Below are 18,076 nucleotides of genomic sequence, written 5' to 3'. Positions count from 1 at the left end.
GGCCGGGGGTTTTGCTTTGTACAGATAAAATCCCGCGCAAATCCCCTCCCCCGCAATGCCCGTCTACACTCGAAACATTCCCCGTGCCATAACGAGACCGTTATGCCCAGATTGCCGACTGTGTTACTGCTGTCGCTGCTGACCTGGACCGCAACGGCTGGCGCGTTGACTCTTAGCGATGATGAGCGTGGCTGGCTGGCGGACCATCAGGAGTTGCGCGTGGGGGTGGACGCCTCCTGGCCACCCTTCGAATACCGTGATGAAGAGGGCCGCTACCAAGGCTTGGCGGCGGACTACGTACGCCTGATCCAGGAACGCCTGGGGGTCAGGATCAAACTGATTGAGCCGGTCAATTGGAGTGCCTTGCTGGAGCAGGCACGCCACAACCAACTCGACCTGCTGCCGGGCATCATGTCTACCCCCGAACGCCAGGACTTCATGGCATTCACCCGCCCTTACCTGGACTTTCCCATTGTCATCCTCGCCCATGAAGGCGGCGCCCGACCACGCAACCTCAAAGACCTTTATGGGTTGAAGATTGCCGTGGTGGAAAATTATGCTCCCCATGAACTGCTACGCACCCATCATCCAGACCTCAACCTGGTGGCCCTGCCCAATGTCAGTTCGACGCTGCAGGCCTTGGCCACCGACGAAGTCGACGCCGTGGTGGGCGACCTCGCGTCAAGCGTCTGGAGTCTGCGCCAGCTCAAGCTCGATGGCCTGTACGTAAGTGGCGAAACGCCGTACCGCTATCAATTGGCGATGGGTGTACCACGGGACAACAAAATACTGGTGAGCATCCTGGACAAGGTTCTCGCCGACCTCAGCCCGGCCGAAACCGAAGCCATCCAGCAACGCTGGGTGGGCAGCCTCACCGATCACCGTACGTTCTGGACCGACCTACTGATGTACGGCCTGCCCGCCGTGCTGTTGTTGAGCACCGTTTTGGCCATCGTCATTCGGATCAATCGCCGGCTGAGTTCGGAAATTTCCCGCCGCGTCGCCCTCGAACAGGAACTGCGCAGCAGCGAATACCATTATCGCGGCCTGGTGGAGAGCCTGTCCGCCATCGCCTGGGAAGCCAGCGTTACCGATTTCACCTACAGCTATGTGTCACCCCACGCCGAGGATCTGCTCGGTTACCCGCGCGCCCATTGGCTGATTCCGGGCTTCTGGCGCAACATCATTCACCCCGCCGACCTCATCCGCGCCGAAGCCTATTGCTACCGGGAAACCCGCGCCAACCGCGACCACAGCATCGACTATCGGGTGATCACGGCGGACGGCCGCTGCCTTTGGGTGCGCGACATTGTCAGCCTGATCGAACATGGCCATGAGCCAGTGTTACGGGGCTTGATGATCGACATCAGCGAAACCAAACGCACTGAAGAGGCGCTGCAGCTTTCCGAGCAAAAGTTTGCTTCCGTGTTTCAGCAATGCCCGGACATCCTGGTGATCGCGCGACTGTCCGATGGCTGCCTGCTTGAGGTCAACAAAGCATTTGAGGACCAAGTGGGTCTGAAAGCCGCGCAGGTGATCGGAAAAACCGCGACCGCCCTGAATATCTGGGGCATCCCCGGTATCGGCACCGATCTGTTGAAACGCGTGCAAACCACTAGCATTCGCAACCTGGAAATGCCCTTTCTGCGCAGCAATGGCCAGGCCTTTATCGGGCTGATTTCCGCCGAACCGTTTCAACTCGACACCACTGAAGCCATTGTGGTGGTGGTCCGCGATATCACCCAGCTCAAGGAAACCCAGCAACAACTGCAAATCTCCGAAGAGAAATTCGCCAAGGCCTTCCACGCCTCTCCCGATGGCTTGCTGCTGAGCCGCCAGCGAGATGGCCTGCTGATTGAAGTGAACGATGGTTTCAGTCGCATCACCGGCTTCAACAGTACGACATCCCTCGACCAATCGACCCTTGACCTGGGCATCTGGGTCGATCTTAACGAACGCAAGCACATGCTGGAGTTGATGCATCGAGATGGATACGTGCGTGACTTCATCTGCCATATACGCCGCAGCGACGGGCAGATCCGGCTGTGCGAAGTCTCCAGCCGCCCACTGCCGATCGCCGGTGAAGACTGCATGCTCACCATCGCCCGGGACATCACCGAGCGCCAGCTGATGCAGGAAAAACTGCAACAGGCCGCCACGGTATTCGAGAGTACCGCCGAGGGCGTATTGATCACCGACACGCGCCAGAACATCAGCGCCGTCAACCGCGCCTTCAGCGAGATCACCGGCTACAGTGAAGCCGAAGCCCTGGGCCAGACACCGCGCCTGCTCGCCTCCGGCCTGCATGACAGCGCCTTCTATGCCGCCATGTGGCACCAGTTGACGGCCCAGGGTCATTGGCAGGGCGAAATCTCCAACCGCCGCAAGAACGGCGAGTTGTACCCCAGTTGGCTGACCATCAGCGCCGTGCGCAACCGCGATCAATTGATCACGCATTTTGTCGCGGTGTTTGCCGACATCTCCAGCCTCAAGCTGGCCCAGGCGCGCCTCGACTATCAGGCGCACCACGACCCACTGACCGGCCTGCCGAACCGCATGCTGTTTGAAAGTCGGCTGCAGGCGGCCCTCAACGGCCATCAGGAAACCGGCAAACAAGGCGCGGTGCTGTTTCTCGACCTGGATCGTTTCAAACACATCAATGACAGCCTCGGCCACCCGATCGGCGACCTGCTACTCAAAGACATCGCCGTACGCCTCAAGGAGCAACTGCGTGACATCGACACCGTCGCGCGCCTGGGCGGCGATGAATTCATCATCCTGCTGCCCGGCCTGCAACACGCCAGCGACGCCGAGCAACTGGCCAACAAGCTGCTGGCCTGCTTCACCCCACCGTTCCAGGCCGGCGAACACGAGTTCTTCATCAGCGCCAGCATCGGCACCAGCCTGTACCCCCAGGACGGTACCGACGTGGCCACCCTGGTCAAGAACGCCGACGCCGCGATGTACCGCTCCAAGGCCAAGGGGCGTAACCGAGTCGAAAGCTATACCCGTGATCTGACTGTACAGGCCAATGAGCGCGTAGCGTTGGAGCACGAATTGCGCCGCGCCATTGAGCGTGATGAATTGAGCCTGTATTACCAACCAAAACTGAGCCTGGCGACCCAGGAACTGATCGGCGCCGAAGCGCTGATTCGCTGGCGGCACCCCATGTTTGGCGAGGTCCCGCCCGAACACTTCATCGCCCTCGCCGAAGAGAACGGCACTATCCTGCAGATTGGAGATTGGGTCCTGGAACAGGCCTGCCTGCAAATGCACACCTGGCAAACCACTTTCGATGACTTTGGCCCACTATCGGTCAACCTCGCCGGCGCGCAATTGCGCCACCCTGGTTTACTGGCTCGTATCGAACAGTTACTGCGCGACTACAGCCTCGAGCCGGGCTGCCTGCAATTGGAGATCACTGAAAACTTCATCATGAGCCAGGCCGAAGAAGCGCTGGCAGTCCTGCACCAACTCAAGCGCCTGGGCGTACAACTGGCGATCGACGATTTCGGCACCGGCTATTCGTCCCTCAGCTATCTCAAGCGCCTGCCCCTGGATTTCCTGAAGATCGACCAGTCCTTCGTCCGCGGCCTGCCTGACGACCCCCACGACGCCGCCATCGTGCGCGCCATCATCGCCCTGGGCCACAGCATGCAATTCACCATCATCGCAGAAGGCGTGGAGAACCCCGCGCAGCAAGCCTTCCTGGCTGCTGAAGGCTGCGAACAGATGCAGGGTTACATTGTCAGCCTGCCGCTACCGCCCGAGCTTTTTGCTGCTTCCTTCCTTCGCAGGAGCATTGAGGATTTTTCGGATAGCACAGTGGAGAAACCATCGTTATAATCCGCGACCTACTGAGGGCCTATAGCTCAGTTGGTCAGAGCAGAGGACTCATAATCCTTTGGTCCACGGTTCAAGTCCGTGTGGGCCCACCAACTCCAAAGCCGCGCATTGCGCGGCTTTTGTGTGTCTGGCCTAGACGTTTTGCGTGGGTGGGTTGCCCACAACCTTACTTCGCAAACAACTGCCCAATATCCCTGAATGCCTTGAACTCCAACGCATTGCCGCACGGGTCGAACAGAAACAAGGTCGCCTGCTCCCCCACCTGTCCCTTGAACCGAATATGCGGTTCCAACACAAACGTCGTCTGCCGCGCCTGTAAACGGTCTGCCAGGGCGTGCCAATCTTCCCAGCCCAGCACCACGCCAAAATGCGGCACGGGTACGTCGTGGCCGTCGACGGCGTTGGTGTGGGCGGCTTCCTGGGAGGCGGTTTTCGGGTGTTCGTGGATCACCAGTTGATGGCCGAAGAAGTTGAAGTCGACCCAGTGTTCGCTGGAGCGGCCCTCCTCCAACCCAAAGACGTCGCCGTAGAAGTGCCGTGCAGCGGCGAGTTCGAATACCGGAATTGCCAGGTGAAAGGGCGCGAGTGTCATCAGTTCAAACCTCTATGGGCGTTAGTAAGCCGAGTTTAGCCTTGCTCCCAACGATGAAAAGACGATAGTTTTTGCGTCGAGCTCAAAAAAATTTGATGAATCGGGACATCCATGCTGCGTGAATTGAAGACCTTTATTGCGGTAACGCGCCACGGGACGTTTGCGGCAGCGGGCATGCATATCGGGCTGACGCAGTCAGCGGTGAGTGCCCAGATTCGTCAGTTGGAGCAAGCGCTGGGCGTGCAGCTGTTCGACCGCACCGGCCGCCAGGCCACCCTGAATGCCGCCGGTTTGCGCGCATTACCCTTGGCCAAGGAGATTCTGGAAACCTTCAACCGCATGGCGGTGCCGGTGAATACCAATGAATACCGGGGTGAGTTGAAAGTCGGTGCTATCACTACGGCTCAAACCGGTTTGCTGCCCCAGGCGTTGGTGCGCTTGCGCCAGGCCGCGCCAACGGTTGAGTGCAAGTTGGTGCCTGGTGTCTCCCTGGAACTGTTGAACCAGGTCGACGCTGGAGAGTTGGATTCGGCAATCATCATTCGACCGCCCTTCGACCTGCCCAAGGAGTTGTATGTGCAGGTGCTGCGCAAGGAGCCGTTCGTGTTGGTCGTGCCGAACACATTGGTGGGCGACGACCCTTTGCACCTACTCAACACCCAGCCCCATGTGCGCTATGACCGTGCTTCGTTTGGCGGCCGACTCGTGAGCCGGTTTCTGCGCGAGCAGAAGCTTGAGGTGCAAGTGGCGCTGGAGCTGGATGAACTCGAAGCCATCGTCAGGATGGTGGAGTGTGGCCTGGGCGTAACGTTGATTCCAAAGGCAGGCTTGTGGCTGGAGCGCTCGCCCCAAGTAAGAATAATCCCGCTGGGCAAGCTGACTTTTTTCCGCGAGATCATCCTGCTGGGCCGCTACAGCCAACGTCACCTGCCGGTACCACAACTGTTTGCCCGCTGCCTGCTGGCCGATCCAAGCCTGTAACATGCGTTCCCATTGCCGCCCGTCACGGAGCCCCACGTGCCTGTTCTAGATGAAATCGATCGCCAGTTGATCGCCGCCTTGCAGATCAATGCACGCGAAAGCGTGGCCATGCTCGCCCGGCAGTTGGGCATTGCGCGCACCACGGTGACGTCGCGCCTTGCGCGCCTGGAGAAAACCCAGGTGATCACCGGTTATGGTGTGCGCCTGGGTCAACGCGTGGCAGATGGCGGCTTGCAGGCCTATGTGGGGATCACCGTGCAACCGCGGTCGGGCAAAGAAGTGCTGCGCAGGCTGAGCGCCATGGCCCAGGTTCAACAATTGTGCGCGGTCAGCGGCGAGTTCGATTACGTGGCCTGGTTGCGCACCGATTCGCCGGAACAGCTCGATCAATTACTGGACCAGATCGGCAGTGTCGATGGCGTGGAGAAAACCACCACATCGATCATCCTCAGTAACAAATTGGACCGCGGCCAACCAATCTGACCACCTAATTCGTCACTATGACTAAAAACAATTCATTCCGACGACACTTTGCGTCTTATTAACGAACGCAACGCTCCCTAAACTGGCTGCCATCTTTTCCTATACTCAGCGGGTTACTTCCCGCCGAGTCGTCAGCAAGGGCCCGCCATGAGCATTCCGTCCAGCACTATCAGCAAGACCAATCGCCACCCTGCCGACGGTAAAAAACCCATCACCATCTTTGGCCCGGATTTCCCGTTCGCCTTCGATGACTGGATCGAACACCCCGCCGGACTCGGCAGTATCCCCGCCGCCAATCATGGTGCAGAAGTGGCCATCGTCGGCGCCGGTATCGCCGGGCTGGTCGCCGCCTACGAGTTGATGAAGCTGGGCCTCAAGCCCGTGGTGTATGAGGCCTCGAAGATGGGCGGCCGTTTGCGTTCCCAGGCCTTCGAAGGCGCCGAAGGCATCATCGCCGAGTTGGGTGGGATGCGTTTTCCGGTGTCATCTACCGCGTTCTATCACTACGTCGACAAGCTGGGCCTGGAAACCAAACCCTTCCCCAACCCGCTGACGCCGGCTTCCGGCAGTACGGTGATCGATCTCGAAGGCCAGACCCACTACGCACAAAAGCTGTCCGATCTGCCTGCGCTGTTCCAGGAAGTGGCTGACGCCTGGGCCGACGCCCTGGAAGCCGGCTCGCAGTTCGGCGATATCCAGCAAGCCATCCGCGACCGTGATGTGCCGCGCCTCAAAGCGCTGTGGAACAAGCTGGTGCCCTTGTGGGACGACCGCACCTTCTACGACTTCGTCGCGACCTCCAAGGCTTTCGCACAGTTATCGTTCCACCACCGCGAGGTGTTTGGCCAGGTAGGTTTCGGCACCGGTGGCTGGGACTCGGATTTCCCCAACTCCATGCTGGAAATATTCCGCGTGGTCATGACCAACTGTGACGATCACCAGCATCTGGTGGTCGGCGGCGTAGCCCAGGTGCCGATGGGCATCTGGCGCCATGTGCCGGAACGATGCGCCCACTGGCCCGCCGGTACCAGCCTGAGCTCGCTGCACCGCGGTGCACCACGGGCCGGGGTAAAACGCATCGCCCATGCTGCCGAGGGCCGTTTCGCGGTGACCGACAACTACGGCGATACCCGCGAATACGCGGCCGTGCTCACCACCTGCCAAAGCTGGCTGCTGACCACCCAGATCGAGTGCGATGAAACCCTGTTCTCGCAAAAGATGTGGATGGCCCTGGACCGTACGCGCTACATGCAATCGTCAAAGACCTTCGTGATGGTCGACCGCCCATTCTGGAAAGACAAAGACCCGGAGACCGGCCGCGACCTGATGAGCATGACCCTCACCGATCGCCTCACGCGCGGCACTTACCTTTTCGACAACGGCGACGACAAACCAGGGGTGATCTGCCTGTCGTACTCGTGGATGAGCGACGCGCTGAAAATGCTCCCGCAGCCCATCGACAAGCGGGTGAAACTGGCGCTGGACGCCTTGAACAAGATCTACCCGAAAGTCGACATCAAGGCGCGCATCATCGGCGACCCGATCACTGTGTCCTGGGAGGCCGACCCGCATTTCCTCGGGGCCTTCAAAGGCGCGTTGCCAGGTCATTACCGCTACAACCAGCGCATGTATGCGCACTTCATGCAGAAGGACATGCCCGCTGAACAACGCGGGATTTTTATCGCCGGTGACGACGTGTCCTGGACTCCAGCATGGGTGGAGGGCGCGGTACAAACCTCACTGAACGCGGTATGGGGCATCATGACCCACTTTGGTGGCAGCACTCACCCCGAGAACCCGGGGCCGGGTGATGTGTTCGATGAGATCGGGCCGATTGCCCTGGCTGACTAAGGAGTTGAACATGCGCGTCGCCCTGTACCAATGCCCACCGCTGCCGCTGGATGTCGCAGGCAACCTCAAGCGTCTGCACCAACTGGCGCATGAAGCGTCCGGCGCCGACGTGCTGGTGCTGCCGGAGATGTTCCTCACCGGGTACAACATCGGTGCCGAAGCCGTGGGGGCCTTGGCCGAAGCTCAGGACGGGGAGTCTGCACAGGCGATTGCCGAACTGGCGCAAAGCGCCGGCCTGGCGATTCTGTACGGCTACCCGGAGCGGACCGAAGACGGGCAGATATACAACGCCGTGCAGTTGATCGACGCCCACGGCCAGCGCCTGTGCAACTACCGCAAGACCCATCTGTTCGGGGATCTGGATCACTCGATGTTCAGTGCCGGCGACGATGATTTCCCGCTGGTGGAACTCAACGGATGGAAGCTGGGGTTCCTGATCTGCTATGACCTGGAGTTCCCGGAAAACACCCGACGCCTGGCCCTGGCCGGTGCCGAGCTGATCCTGGTGCCCACCGCCAATATGGTGCCGTTCGACTTTGTCGCCGATGTCACCGTGCGGGCGCGGGCCTTCGAGAACCAGTGCTACGTGGCCTACGCCAATTACTGCGGGCACGAAGGCGATATCCAGTACTGCGGGCAAAGCAGCATTGCCGCACCGGATGGCCAGCGAATCGCCCTAGCGGGCCTGGATGAAGCCTTGATTGTCGGGACAGTGGATCGACAATCGATCCTCGACGCCCGCGCCGCCAACCATTACCTGCAAGACCGGCGTCCCGAGCTTTACGGCCCGCTGCACAAGCCCTGATTGAATGGGTTTGTTAGCATAGGCACTTGCCCCGTTCTGGAAGTGCCCATGCCCGCCCCGGCCCACCTTTATCCCGTTCATCTAACCCTGGCCAATGGCCTGCGGGTTTCCCTGCGCCATGCACCGCGCTTAAAACGTTGCGCGGCGGCGCTGCGGGTGGCTGCCGGTAGCCACGACGTGCCGTTGGCCTGGCCGGGGCTGGCGCATTTTCTTGAGCATTTGTTGTTTCTGGGAACCGAGCGATTTCCTGCAGGCGAAGGGCTGATGGCCTACGTGCAGCGCCACGGCGGCCAAGTGAATGCAAGCACCCGCGAACGCACCACGGACTTCTTCTTTGAACTACCGGTTTCAGTCTTTGCGCACGGGCTGGAGCGGCTGGCGGACATGCTGACCCATCCGCGCCTGACCCCGGAAGATCAACGGCGCGAGCGCGAAGTGCTGCACGCTGAGTACGTCGCGTGGTCCCAGGATGCCAAGGCACAGCAGCAGGTGGCACTGCTCGAAGGCTTGGCAGCGGATCATCCGCTGCGCGGTTTTCACGCGGGCAACCGTGACAGCCTGCCGGTGGAGCGCGAGGCGTTTCAGCAAGCACTGCGGAAATTCCACACGCATTTCTATCAAAGCGGGCAGATGACACTGAGCCTCGCCGGCCCGCAACCGCTGCAAGAACTGGAAGCCCTGGCGCAGCGGTTCAGCGCGCAACTGATCGCTGGCCCCTTGCATCCGCAGGCCTCACCACCGGCCTTGATGCAAGGCCAGGCTCGGCGCTATCAACACATCGACAACAACCACCTGCACCACATCATCACCTGTGACGCGCCCCGTGAAGCCCTGGATTTCCTCTGCACCTGGCTCAATGCCTCTGCGCCGGGCGGGCTGCTCGCCGAGTTAAAAACCCGACACTTGGCCAGCGCCCTGCAGGCATCGGTGCTGTACCACTTCGCCGGACAAGCCGTGCTGGACATCGACTTTACACTCGACAGCAAGGACGAACCGACCACACCCATTGAGGCGCTGCTGCACGACTGGCTGAGCTTTTTCGCACACAGCGATTGGACGCCACTGCGCGAAGAGTTCGCCCTGCTGAACGCTCGCCAACAACAGGTCCAGGGCGCCCTGGCATTGGCTCGAAACAACAGCGAAGACCTCAGTGAACTGGGCGTCGCCGCGCTCAAGGCCCTGCTTGATTCACTGCACTTGCCGCCCGCCGAACACCGTTGGCAACTGCCCCCGAACAACCCGTTCCTGCGCCCACCGGTCAAAGAAGAACGCGCCGGCCTGATCCGTGGCCAAACCAGCGCTCACCGAGGCTTGCGCACGTTTGCCCAGGATCGTTCACGGGGGCGAAGGGACGTATCGGCGCTGACCTTCAGCCAGGCCTTGGCGGATGACGGCGATGAAGGCGCGCTGTACGTGCAGTGGCGCTTCGACGCGCCAGCGCCTGCCGGGCTGGAAAACACCTTGCAGCCATTGCGTGAATATGCGCGCCAGGCGGGCGTCGAATTATCTCTCGAAGCCACCGGCCATGATTGGCTGGTGAAGATGACCGGGCTGCACGAGCCGATGCCGGCCGTGCTGGAGGCGTTGGCGCAGCGCCTGAACCTGCCGCAGGAAACTGCCCCGGCACCTGCGCCCATGATCGCTATCCGGGAACTGCTCCAGGCCCTGCCCGCGTGCTGCGCCACCGGCCGTGCCGACGCCAGCGAACAGCCTGGATCCTGGGCCACTGCCCGCTGGCACGGCCTGGGGCTGAGTCTGCCCGCCGCATGTGAAACGTTGATAAAGGCAGCCGCCGCCCGTCTGCCTGGGCAACCTGCACACTTCGAACCTTCTCTTCAACACCTCGGTGGTCAACGTGTGTGGCATACGGTTAAAACTGACTCAACCGAAGCCGCCGTGCTGCTGTTTTGCCCGGCACCCAGCCAATCCCCGGCCGATGAAGCCTCATGGCGGCTGCTTGGGCACCTGCTCCAAGGGCCGTTTTACCAACGCCTGAGGGTCGAGTTGCAGTTGGGCTACGCCGTATTCAGCGGTGTCCGACAGATCAACGGGCAAACCGGCCTGCTGTTGGGTGTGCAATCACCCAGCGTTTCACTGGCAGGTATCGTCGATCACCTGCAAGCCTTCCTGAAACACCTACCGTTGTTGATCGACAGCAGCGATGACTCGGGCAATCACGCCTTGGCACAGCAGTTCTGCACCGCGACGTTACCGATCACCCAAAGCGCCGAACTGCTTTGGCATGCGCGCCTGGCGGGCCATCCGTCGGATTATCTGTACCAGCTTCAACAGCTGATCCAGGCCCGCACACGGGAGGACCTGCAACACGCGGCCCAACAGCTGCAGGACGCGACCGGCGGCTGGCGCTGCATCGCCAACGGCCCACCTGTCGACGAGAGCTGGCAACCAGCGAGCTGATCATTGCCAACCCTGCAACAGGCTTTTTCCACCAAGACAGCGCTAACTTGAGAAGAATTGCGTAACATTCCCACGCACACATCTGAACATCTCCGACTGGAGGTGGACTATATGTATTACTTGGTAGTAAACGTCCCATCCCTTCGTAGGAGTAAGAATATGACCTGGTCCAAACCTGCTTACACTGATCTGCGCATCGGCTTCGAAGTCACCATGTACTTCGCCAGCCGCTAAGCCGCTGGGTAATACAACGCCTCGGTTCGCCCGGGGCGTTTTTGTTTTGAGCTTTGCTTGATGGAGCGGCCATGTTTGTCCAGATTCTAGGTTCCGCCGCTGGCGGCGGCTTCCCGCAGTGGAACTGCAACTGCGTGAACTGCGCAGGTTTTCGTGACGGCAGCCTGCGGGCGCAGGCGCGGACCCAGTCGTCCATCGCCATTTCCGACGATGGCGTGAACTGGGTACTGTGCAATGCCTCGCCGGATATCCGCGCGCAACTCCAGGGTTTTGCGCCGATGCAGCCCGGCCGCGCACTGCGCGACACCGGCATCAGTGCCATCATCCTGATGGACAGCCAGATCGACCACACCACCGGCCTGTTGAGCCTGCGCGAAGGTTGCCCGCACCAGGTGTGGTGCACCGACATGGTCCACGAAGACCTGAGCACCGGCTTCCCGCTGTTCACCATGCTCACCCACTGGAACGGCGGCCTGGCCTGGAACCGCATCGAGCTGGATGCCAGCTTCACCATCCCGGCCTGCCCCAACCTGCGCTTCACCCCGCTGCCACTGCGCAGCGCCGCGCCGCCCTACTCACCGCACCGCTTCGACCCGCACCCTGGCGATAACATCGGCCTGATCGTCGAAGACCTGCGCACCGGCGGCAAACTGTTCTACGCCCCGGGCCTGGGCAAGGTCGACGCGCCGTTGCTGGAGATCATGGCCGGCAGCGATTGCCTGCTGGTGGACGGTACGATGTGGGACGACGATGAAATGCAGCGCCGTGGCGTCGGCACCCGCACCGGCCGCGAGATGGGCCACCTGGCGCAGAATGGCCCCGGCGGCATGCTCGAAGTGCTGGAGCAGTTGCCCAAGCAGCGCAAGGTGCTTATCCACATCAACAACACCAACCCGATCCTCGATGAAGACTCTCCCGAGCGCGCAGAACTGGTGCGGCGCAATGTCGAAGTCGCTTACGACGGCATGAGCATTGAATTGTAGGAGCAGACGACATGACTGACACACCATTGAGCACCGCCGAGTTCGAAGCCGCCTTGCGGGCCAAAGGCGCCTTCTACCATATTCATCACCCGTACCATGTGGCGATGTATGAAGGCCGTGCCACCCGCGAGCAGATCCAGGGCTGGGTCGCCAACCGTTTCTATTACCAGGTGAACATCCCGCTGAAAGATGCGGCGATCCTGGCCAACTGCCCGGACCGCGAGATCCGTCGCGAGTGGATTCAGCGCCTGCTCGACCACGATGGCGCACCGGGTGAGGATGGCGGCATCGAAGCCTGGTTGCGCTTGGGCCAGGCGGTCGGCCTCGACCCCGACCAGCTGCGCTCCCAGGAACTGGTGCTGCCCGGCGTACGCTTTGCGGTAGACGCCTACGTCAACTTTGCGCGCCGCGCCAGCTGGCAGGAAGCCGCCAGCAGCTCGCTCACCGAGCTGTTCGCGCCGCAGATCCACCAGTCGCGCCTCGACAGCTGGCCGCAGCACTACCCGTGGATCGACCCCACCGGCTACGAGTATTTCCGCACCCGCCTGGGCCAGGCGCGGCGCGATGTTGAGCATGGGCTGGCAATCACCTTGCAGCACTACACCACCCGTGAAGGCCAGGAGCGCATGCTGGAAATCCTCCAGTTCAAACTCGACATCCTGTGGAGCATGCTGGATGCCATGAGCATGGCCTACGAACTGAAACGCCCGCCGTATCACAGCGTGACCGAGCAGCGGGTGTGGCATAAAGGGATCACCCTATGAGCTTCGATCGCAGCAGAAAACCAACCTGGCGCCAGGGCTACCGGTACCAGTACGAACCCGCGCAAAAAGGCCATGTCTTGCTCTACCCCGAAGGCATGATCAAGCTCAACGACAGCGCCGCGCTGATTGGTGGCCTGATTGACGGTGAGCGCGACGTGGCGGCGATCATTGCCGCGCTCGAAGAACAGTTCCCCGGCGTACCTGAGCTGGGTGACGACATCGAGCAATTCATGGAGGTCGCCCGTGCTGAGCACTGGATCACCCTTGCCTGAAAAACCCGCCATCGGCCTGCCGCTGTGGTTGCTCGCCGAGCTGACCTACCGCTGCCCGTTGCAATGCCCGTATTGCTCCAACCCGCTGGACTTTGCCGAGCAGGGCAAGGAACTGAGCACCGAGCAGTGGATCAAGGTATTTCGCGAGGCCCGCGAGATGGGCGCGGCGCAACTGGGGTTTTCCGGCGGTGAGCCGCTGGTGCGCCAGGACCTGGCCGAGTTGATCGCTGAGGCGCGCAAGCTGGGGTTCTATACCAACCTGATCACCTCGGGCATCGGCCTGACCGAGCAGAAGATCAGCGACTTCAAGAAAGCCGGCCTGGACCATATCCAGATCAGCTTCCAGGCCAGCGACGAACAGGTGAACAACCTGCTGGCCGGTTCGAAAAAAGCCTTCGCGCAAAAGCTGGAAATGGCCCGCGCAGTGAAGGCGCATGGCTACCCGATGGTGCTGAACTTCGTCACCCATCGGCACAATATCGACAAGATCGACCGCATCATCGAGCTGTGTATTGCGCTGGAAGCGGATTTTGTCGAGCTTGCCACCTGCCAGTTCTATGGCTGGGCGCAACTCAATCGCGTGGGTTTATTGCCGACGAAGGAACAACTGGTGCGCGCCGAACGCATCACCAACGAATACCGCGCCAAGCTCGAAGCCGAAGGCCATCCGTGCAAGCTGATCTTCGTGACACCGGACTACTACGAGGAGCGCCCGAAGGCCTGCATGAACGGCTGGGGCAGTATCTTTCTGACCGTGACGCCGGACGGCACCGCCCTGCCCTGCCACGGCGCCCGACAGATGCCGGTGCAGTTTCCCAATGTGCGCGACCACAGCATGCAGCACATCTGGTACGACTCTTTCGGGTTCAACCGCTTTCGCGGCTACGACTGGATGCCCGAGCCGTGTCGTTCGTGCGATGAAAAGGAAAAGGATTTCGGTGGCTGCCGTTGCCAGGCTTTCATGCTCACGGGGGATGCGAGCAACGCCGACCCAGTGTGCAGCAAGTCCGAGCAGCACGGCATCATCCTCAAGGCGCGGGAAGAAGCCGAGCACGCTACCCAGACCATCGAGCAACTGGCCTTTCGCAATGAGCGCAATTCACGGCTCATTGCAAAAGGCTGACGGGCTCAGCGCTTGGCGATGATGTACACAGCGTGAATGATGCCTGGGAAGTAACCGCACAAGGTCAGCAGAATATTCAGCCAGAACGCGCCAGCGAAACCCACTTGCAGGAACACACCCAGTGGCGGCAGCAGAATGGCGATGATGATACGAATGAAGTCCATGGGTCAGCTCCAGAAAATCGGCTCGTGTGAGCCGTGTAGCTAATCGACCTTGGGCGTTCGTGAGGGTTCAGTGGGATCTGGCACCGGGCCATCCTTCAGGCCAGAATTTCTAACCCATGCTTTTGCACGATGCTAAGAAGTTTGAGCGCCATGCCGCTGGGTTGCTTCTCGCCAGATTCCCATTTCTTCACCGTGGAGGCGCTGGTATTCAGGTAACGAGCAAACACCGGTTGGCTGACATGGCTACTTTCACGTAGCTGCTTGATCTGTTCGGCAGGTATTTGTTCCGGGACGGCAGAGAAGCACGCTTCGTCGTATTCACGAAGGGTAGTTTTACTAATAGCACCGATGGCATAAAGCGCTTTGGCGGATTGGTGAATGGACTCCAGCGCTTCACTTTCATATTTTTTGGTCATGATGTATCTCCACAAACTCCCTGAGATCCAAGAGCTGCTGGATCTGCGTTTCGTTTAAGCCTTCATAAACTTTTGCCATCGCCCGAAACCAAGCCAAATCTTTCTGACTGATATTGCTTTGGTCTTGCTTGGCGAACAGCAACTGATAAACCCAGTATTGCCTGCCCTTGGCCAACACTATGGAGCGATGCCTATTCTGGTTGAGGCGCTTTTTCCAAACACCGCCTCCCAGATTATCTGCCTGCCCCCTCAGTAATTGGCCAAATGCCTCCCTCAACTCCGAATCGTAGATCCAGGACTTGCTGGCCGCATCAGCAAACTGCCGTGTTTTAAATAACCTAAGCCTCATGGATATCCCTTCCCACAAACATACCACCCAGTGGTATAGATTAGAAGTGGAGCAACCCGTGCTCCGTCGACAGTCCTTACCGACGCACGCTAAAAAGCCATTGTTTTCACAGGCGATCAATCAACGCTTTCAATCCAAAAATTTCACACGCAAAAAAACGCCCCCAGCCGAAAAAATCAGGCTGGAGGCGCCGCGTATACCGCGAGACGGTTCAGGAATGTGGGTTAAACGGCGATGCCCTTGCGGCATTGCAACTGGGCGGTGCGCACCCGGGAAAAAGCGCGGGCCAGGCGCAGGAGCATTTCGTCGATGTTGCTTTTGCTCACCGTAAGCGCCGGGGTGAAGCGCAGGCAGTCAGGTTGCGGGGCGTTGAGGATCAGGCCTTCGTGCAGGGCGGCTTTTACGACTGCATCTGCAGAATCATCCGACAACGTCAGGCCCCACATCAGGCCGTGGCCGCGCAATGGGCCCTGGTCGTAGCGGTAGGCCAGCCGGGCAAGGCCTTCGCCCAGGTAAAGGCCTGATTCACGTACGTGTTCCAGGAAGCCGTGCTCCAGCACCGTATCGAGTACCGCCAGCCCGGCCGATGCCATCAATGCGTTGCCATGATGGGTACCTTCCAGCTCACCCACGTCGAAGCAACAGGCGTTGCCGCGCGCCAGCAGCGCAGCCAACGGGACGCCGCCGCCCAGGCCTTTGCCGAGGGTGATGATGTCGGCTCGCACGCCGTATTGCTGTTCGGCAAGCAAGGTGCCGCAACGGCCGAGGCCGGTTTGTACTTCGTCGAGGATCAGCAGGATCCCCAGTTCGCGGCACAGCCGTTCAATCCCCTTGAGGTAATGTTCCGTCGCGGGGATCACACCGGCCTCGCTCTGGACCGGCTCCAGCAGGATGGCGACTGTCTGTGCATCGACCGCTGCATGCAGGGCCGGCAGATCGTTGAACGGCACATGGCTGAAGCCGGGCAATTGCGGTTCAAAGCGGTTTTCCAGATTGCCGGCCGACGCCGCCAGTGCGGCGAAACTGCGCCCATGGCAACCATTGCTCGCGCTGATAATGCGGTAGGCCCCGCCGCGATGCAGTTGGCCCCACTTGCGCGCCAGCTTGATCGCCGCTTCGCAGGCCTCGGCGCCACTGTTGAGCAGGTAGGCCTGGTCGCTGCCGGTTCGATGGCACAGGCGGTCGACAAGATTGAGTTGAGCGCGGTTATGCAGCCCCATGCCTGGATTGATCAAGGCCTGGGTCTGGTCGGCAAGGGCTTTGATCAAGACCTGCGGGCTGTGGCCGAGACTGTTGGCAGCGTTGCCCTGGCTGAAATCCAGGTAGGCACGGTCGTCGCTGTCCCACAGCCAGGAGCCCTGGCCACGTACGAAAACCTGAGGCGGCCTCGCCACGGTGGGCATCAGCGCCTCGCTGGACAGCGTATCGGGTGAAGCCTCCAGCACCAGGTCGTCCAGGCTGGGCACGGGGCGACGCATATTGAAGAGATTCACAGCTTGCCCCCAGTGGCAACCAGGCCTTGGTCGGTTTTCCCTGCAATCACTGTCTGCGGGTGTGTTGCCTTGCCTATGTAAACGCCATCAACATAAACGCTGTTCATTGCCCGATCCGGCCCTATAAGCCCTGCGAATAGGCGCTAGACTAGGCGCCTCGGGGGCCACCGGCCATTTCGATTTTCCAGCTTTTTCGATAAGTAAACCTTATGGATTTTAAGCAACTGCGTTATTTCGTCGCGGTGTATGAAGAAGGCCATGTGGGCCGTGCCGCTGAACGCCTGTCGATCTCCCAGCCGGCGCTTTCACAACAGATCCGTCAGTTGGAGCGCAACCTCGATGTGAGCCTGTTCGAACGCAGCAGCAAACGCCTGCTGCCCACCCTGGCCGCCCATACCCTGTACAACCATGCCTTGCCGCTGATCGATGGCATGCAGCAAGCCGTCGAAGCCTTGCGTAACTTCAAGGGCCAGGCCATGCGCACCCTGGCCATCGGCGTGCTGCAAACCGTGCACACCAGCCTGGTCCCGCAAATGCTCGAGCGCGTGCGCAAGGCCCAGCCGCACCTGGTGGTGCAGATCTACGAATTGACCGGGATCGAGATTGAACGGCGGTTGCTTAACGGCTCGCTGGACATCGGCATCAGCTATCTGCCGCCACGCCAGCCGGGGCTGCACGGCGTGTTGTTGTATGAGGATGAGCTGAAGGTGGTCATCCCCGAGGACCATCCCCTGCGCGAATTCAAGAAAGTCTCGCTGAAACAGGCCGCCGAACTGCCGATGTTGTTGCTGGGGGAAGAGTTCCAGGTTCGACAGATCTGGCAGGGTCAGTTATCCAACCTCGGACGCCGGCCGCAGGTACAGGCGGAGTTGAATACCATGGTGGGGATTCTCGACAGCTTGCCTAACACCAAATTGGCCACGGTGCTGCCGGGACGCTCCCAGGACGAACACAATAGCCAGTCGCTGCTCTGGAAGCCCTTGAGTGAACCCAGGGTGCCGTTAAAGGTAGGTTTGGTGTGTCGCGATGTACAACGCCAGCAGGCAACCATGGCGCTGCTGCGCACCTTGCTGGAAGACGTGATGAATGCGCCGCAGGCCCTGCCCTGAAATTCGGCGCCTGACTTTTTCGCAGGCAAAAGAAAACCCCGCCGAAGCGGGGCTTTGCAGACTGTTTCCCTGACATCCATTTCACTCCGCCATCCTGGCAGAATCCTACGTGTCCGTGTTGTTGCTTTGCGCTTCCTGCGCGACGTCCATGTGAAGTAGATTATCCGTGGATCCAATTTGGCGATAGAGGACG

At 60.4% G+C, this 18,076-nt stretch carries 17 protein-coding genes and 1 tRNA gene; 13 read left to right on the top strand and 5 right to left on the bottom strand.

What is annotated here, in order from left to right:
* Positions 1-102 precede the first annotated feature (102 nt).
* Complete coding sequence (locus BB029_RS03325) at positions 103-3,846, top strand: EAL domain-containing protein (RefSeq protein ID WP_065938228.1); 3,744 nt, start codon at positions 103-105, stop codon at positions 3,844-3,846.
* Positions 3,847-3,861: 15 nt separating this feature from the next.
* Positions 3,862-3,938 (top strand) — tRNA-Ile (locus BB029_RS03320).
* A 74-nt stretch (positions 3,939-4,012) separates the two neighbouring features.
* Here BB029_RS03320 and BB029_RS03315 read toward each other — a convergent pair.
* Positions 4,013-4,438: a VOC family protein gene (locus BB029_RS03315; protein ID WP_065938227.1), complete on the bottom strand. Its 426-nt coding sequence runs from the start codon at positions 4,436-4,438 to the stop codon at positions 4,013-4,015.
* A gap of 111 nt (positions 4,439-4,549) precedes the next feature.
* Between BB029_RS03315 and BB029_RS03310 the strand changes: the two genes are divergently transcribed.
* From BB029_RS03310 to pqqE, 10 genes are all read left to right on the top strand, one after another.
* Positions 4,550-5,419 (top strand): LysR family transcriptional regulator, encoded by an 870-nt coding sequence (locus BB029_RS03310; RefSeq protein WP_065938226.1) that lies wholly within the window; start codon positions 4,550-4,552, stop codon positions 5,417-5,419.
* Between the two features lie 36 nt (positions 5,420-5,455).
* Positions 5,456-5,902: an Lrp/AsnC family transcriptional regulator gene (locus BB029_RS03305; RefSeq protein WP_032883895.1), complete on the top strand. Its 447-nt coding sequence runs from the start codon at positions 5,456-5,458 to the stop codon at positions 5,900-5,902.
* Positions 5,903-6,070: 168 nt separating this feature from the next.
* Positions 6,071-7,753 carry an NAD(P)/FAD-dependent oxidoreductase gene (locus BB029_RS03300; RefSeq protein WP_065938257.1) on the top strand — a complete coding sequence of 561 codons (1,683 nt, stop codon included), beginning with the start codon at positions 6,071-6,073 and terminating at the stop codon, positions 7,751-7,753.
* 10 nt (positions 7,754-7,763) lie between these two features.
* Complete coding sequence (locus tag BB029_RS03295) at positions 7,764-8,558, top strand: carbon-nitrogen hydrolase family protein (protein ID WP_065938225.1); 795 nt, start codon at positions 7,764-7,766, stop codon at positions 8,556-8,558.
* Between the two features lie 48 nt (positions 8,559-8,606).
* Positions 8,607-10,976 (top strand): pyrroloquinoline quinone biosynthesis protein PqqF, encoded by a 2,370-nt coding sequence (gene pqqF, locus BB029_RS03290; protein ID WP_065938224.1) that lies wholly within the window; start codon positions 8,607-8,609, stop codon positions 10,974-10,976.
* Positions 10,977-11,135: 159 nt separating this feature from the next.
* Positions 11,136-11,210, top strand: a complete 75-nt coding sequence (pqqA, locus tag BB029_RS03285; RefSeq protein WP_003194766.1) for a pyrroloquinoline quinone precursor peptide PqqA — start codon at positions 11,136-11,138, stop codon at positions 11,208-11,210.
* 71 nt (positions 11,211-11,281) lie between these two features.
* The gene (gene pqqB, locus BB029_RS03280) at positions 11,282-12,193 is read left to right on the top strand and encodes a pyrroloquinoline quinone biosynthesis protein PqqB (protein ID WP_010207003.1); all 912 of its coding nucleotides are present in this window, start codon (positions 11,282-11,284) and stop codon (positions 12,191-12,193) included.
* Between the two features lie 11 nt (positions 12,194-12,204).
* Positions 12,205-12,957, top strand: coding sequence for a pyrroloquinoline-quinone synthase PqqC (gene pqqC / locus BB029_RS03275; RefSeq protein ID WP_065938223.1), 753 nt, complete (start codon positions 12,205-12,207; stop codon positions 12,955-12,957).
* Positions 12,954-13,229 (top strand): pyrroloquinoline quinone biosynthesis peptide chaperone PqqD, encoded by a 276-nt coding sequence (pqqD, locus tag BB029_RS03270; protein WP_027605935.1) that lies wholly within the window; start codon positions 12,954-12,956, stop codon positions 13,227-13,229. Before pqqC ends, pqqD begins: the two co-directional genes overlap by 4 nt.
* Positions 13,222-14,352 (top strand): pyrroloquinoline quinone biosynthesis protein PqqE, encoded by a 1,131-nt coding sequence (gene pqqE / locus BB029_RS03265; RefSeq protein ID WP_065938222.1) that lies wholly within the window; start codon positions 13,222-13,224, stop codon positions 14,350-14,352. The genes pqqD and pqqE overlap by 8 nt, the downstream gene beginning before the upstream one ends.
* A 5-nt stretch (positions 14,353-14,357) precedes the next feature.
* Here the strand turns inward: pqqE and BB029_RS03260 are convergent, their stop codons facing one another.
* The 4 genes from BB029_RS03260 to BB029_RS03245 all read right to left on the bottom strand — a co-directional run bounded on the left by BB029_RS03260 (position 14,358) and on the right by BB029_RS03245 (position 16,774).
* The gene (locus BB029_RS03260) at positions 14,358-14,516 is read right to left on the bottom strand and encodes a YqaE/Pmp3 family membrane protein (RefSeq protein WP_024077743.1); all 159 of its coding nucleotides are present in this window, start codon (positions 14,514-14,516) and stop codon (positions 14,358-14,360) included.
* A gap of 95 nt (positions 14,517-14,611) precedes the next feature.
* Positions 14,612-14,932: a DNA-binding transcriptional regulator gene (locus BB029_RS03255; RefSeq protein WP_027605937.1), complete on the bottom strand. Its 321-nt coding sequence runs from the start codon at positions 14,930-14,932 to the stop codon at positions 14,612-14,614.
* Positions 14,916-15,281: a type II toxin-antitoxin system RelE/ParE family toxin gene (locus tag BB029_RS03250; protein ID WP_065938221.1), complete on the bottom strand. Its 366-nt coding sequence runs from the start codon at positions 15,279-15,281 to the stop codon at positions 14,916-14,918. Before BB029_RS03250 ends, BB029_RS03255 begins: the two co-directional genes overlap by 17 nt.
* 224 nt (positions 15,282-15,505) lie before the next feature.
* Complete coding sequence (locus BB029_RS03245) at positions 15,506-16,774, bottom strand: aspartate aminotransferase family protein (RefSeq protein WP_065938220.1); 1,269 nt, start codon at positions 16,772-16,774, stop codon at positions 15,506-15,508.
* Between the two features lie 209 nt (positions 16,775-16,983).
* On the opposite strand from BB029_RS03245, the gene BB029_RS03240 reads away from it, so the two are divergent.
* Positions 16,984-17,883: a LysR family transcriptional regulator gene (locus BB029_RS03240; protein ID WP_027605940.1), complete on the top strand. Its 900-nt coding sequence runs from the start codon at positions 16,984-16,986 to the stop codon at positions 17,881-17,883.
* Positions 17,884-18,076 lie beyond the last annotated feature (193 nt).

Source organism: Pseudomonas sp. S3E12, assembly GCF_001702295.1.
GTDB lineage: Bacteria > Pseudomonadota > Gammaproteobacteria > Pseudomonadales > Pseudomonadaceae > Aquipseudomonas > Aquipseudomonas marginalis.
This window is presented reverse-complemented; position numbering and strand designations above follow the sequence as displayed.